This window comes from Oleiphilus sp. HI0066, from assembly GCF_001635725.1.
This window is the reverse complement of sequence record NZ_LWFH01000657.1, coordinates 1-2,264: the sequence shown is the minus strand read 5'-3', so window position 1 is coordinate 2,264 and position 2,264 is coordinate 1. Positions and strand designations below refer to the sequence as shown.

Annotated in this window: 2 protein-coding genes and 1 pseudogene; 2 read left to right on the top strand and 1 reads right to left on the bottom strand. The window is 43.9% G+C overall.

What is annotated here, in order from left to right:
• Positions 1–630, top strand: a pseudogene (locus A3738_RS08310) (ammonium transporter); the annotation flags it as partial.
• A gap of 98 nt (positions 631–728) precedes the next feature.
• Here the strand turns inward: A3738_RS08310 and A3738_RS08305 are convergent.
• Positions 729–1,139, bottom strand: a complete 411-nt coding sequence (locus A3738_RS08305; protein WP_068477712.1) for a phasin family protein — start codon at positions 1,137–1,139, stop codon at positions 729–731.
• Between the two features lie 149 nt (positions 1,140–1,288).
• On the opposite strand from A3738_RS08305, the gene A3738_RS08300 reads away from it, so the two are divergent.
• On the top strand, positions 1,289–2,107 hold the full coding sequence (locus A3738_RS08300; RefSeq protein ID WP_068477714.1) for a YiiX/YebB-like N1pC/P60 family cysteine hydrolase: 819 nt from the start codon (positions 1,289–1,291) through the stop codon (positions 2,105–2,107).
• Positions 2,108–2,264 lie beyond the last annotated feature (157 nt).

The following is a 2,264-nucleotide window of genomic DNA, read 5'->3' as shown; positions in this document are numbered from 1 at the left end:
GTTACAGGTGCAGGCATGCTTTGGGTTGGCTGGTTCGGCTTTAACGCGGGTTCAGCGCTTGGCGCAAACGAAGACGCGGCGATGGCTCTTATCGCAACACACCTATCTGCAGCAATGGGCTCTTTAGCGTGGATGGCATGCGAATGGAAAAAGTTCGGCAAGCCATCGGTTCTTGGAATCGTAACCGGTATGGTCGCGGGACTTGGTACTATCACACCAGCATCTGGATCTGTCAGCCCTGCAGCAGCAATTGTAATTGGTTTGTGTGCAGGTGTTGTATGTTTCTACGCAACCATCTTCATCAAACAAAAACTTAAAATTGACGACTCTCTCGATGTATTCCCAGTGCACGGCGTCGGCGGTATTTTAGGTACTCTTCTCGTTGGTATCTTCGCTGCGGGAGAACTTGGCGCATTTAGTGGCTATGGTTTCGGTGGCGACAACAGCTCAATCGGCGAGCAGGTAACAGCTCAGCTAATCGGCATTGGTAGCACAATCGCATACACGGCAATCGTAACGTGGGTCATTCTGAGGCTTGTCGATGCAATGACGGGCTTACGCGTTGACGAAGAAGACGAGTATCGCGGTCTAGATCTAGCTCTTCACGAAGAAAAAGGCTACGACCTGTAGAAAGCTAACAGAGGCCAGAGTAAAAGTACTCTGACCTCTGTTTTAACAAAAAAGCCCTTGCCATTAAACTGGCAAGGGCTTTTTTATATATTGCGCAATTACTTATTACACTTTTTCAATTCCGCCTCAAGGGCGTCAATTCTGGCCTCTAAGGCCTCAATCGTTTTGCGATTCGGGATACCTAATCGCTCTAATGCACCAGAAACACGTTGATCAAATACAGACTCTAGCTTGCCGAAAGTGTTACTCGCTTTACCGCGTACACCTTCTACTGTTCCTTCCACGGCTTTAAATTGTTTTTCAACAACACCTCTCGTTGCGGCTTCGAGCTCTTCGCCCTCTTTAACGAGCTTATCGAAAATCTTTCCAGTATCTTCTTCTGCTTTGTTGTAAGCACCCAAACCCGCCAACCATATTTGACGTGCTGATGCTTTAATTTTGTCAGAAATTGGAAGGGCATTATCACTACCCACTTCATTAGCGTCCGACTTTTTATCTTTCTGGCTCATTCTCTAGCCCCCTTCAGTTTTTTTCCATTCTACGAGACTTAAAAGCATCCATACAGTCACAATTTAGAAAATTTTGCTTTGCTGTTCATAGGTTTATTGTCTAAACCTTAACTAGTTACCTTTCAACAAATACTATCGAGTCGTCATTAATGGGTTACCAAACAAAGAGCAATATTATTTCGCTCATTACGCGCTTACTTATTCGCGAGCGTGCACCCAACCCAATACCAATGAGCGACTATGAAAGAATGCGTTATGAAATCAAACCTGGTGACGTAATTCTCGTTGAAGGTCGCAGTCGCGTCAGTGATGTTATTAAAACAGTAACCCAGAGTCGATGGTCTCATGCTGCTCTCTACATAGGCAGGCTACATGAAGTAGAAAACCCTCTAGACCGCCAGCGACTTCAAAGCTTTTACGATGGACAACCAGACGTACAACTTATAGTAGAAAGCGAGCTAGGAATGGGTACGGTTGCTCGCCCCTTATCCGTGTATGACCGTGACCATGTAAGAATTTGTCGACCTAAAGATCTAACATATTCAGATGCGCAAAAAGTTATTCACTACGGAATATCACGGCTTGGTGCTGACTATGATGTTCGGCAAATCTTCGATCTACTGCGTTTTTTCTTCCCGTATTTAATTCTTCCTCGCAGATGGCGCTCAAGCTTGTTTTCTAAACATCCGGGTCAAACCACAAAAACGGTTTGCTCTACCATGATTGCCGAGGCCTTCGGTTCGATCCAATATCCGATCTTACCAATGATCAAGCGATCAGAAGCTGGTCATATTAATATTTACCGAAGAAATCCCAAGCTATGCACGCCAAGTGACTTCGATTACTCGCCTTATTTCGACATTATCAAATATCCTTTCATGAACTTTGCGCAATCTGAGCCAAGATATCGCCAATTGCCTTGGGTTACGGAAGAAAAGCTGGTTGAAGAAGACGAAGTAAAAAACTAGCTAAAACAGACAGATAGAGCCGCCTTATTAATACTATTTCGACATTTAATAACCTGCTCAAAATATAATCAAAGCGGTTATTCCAATTTATGCTTAAAAACTCACCTTTATACATTTGATTATTTCAACTTTTCGCTAATACTTAGTCCACCAACAG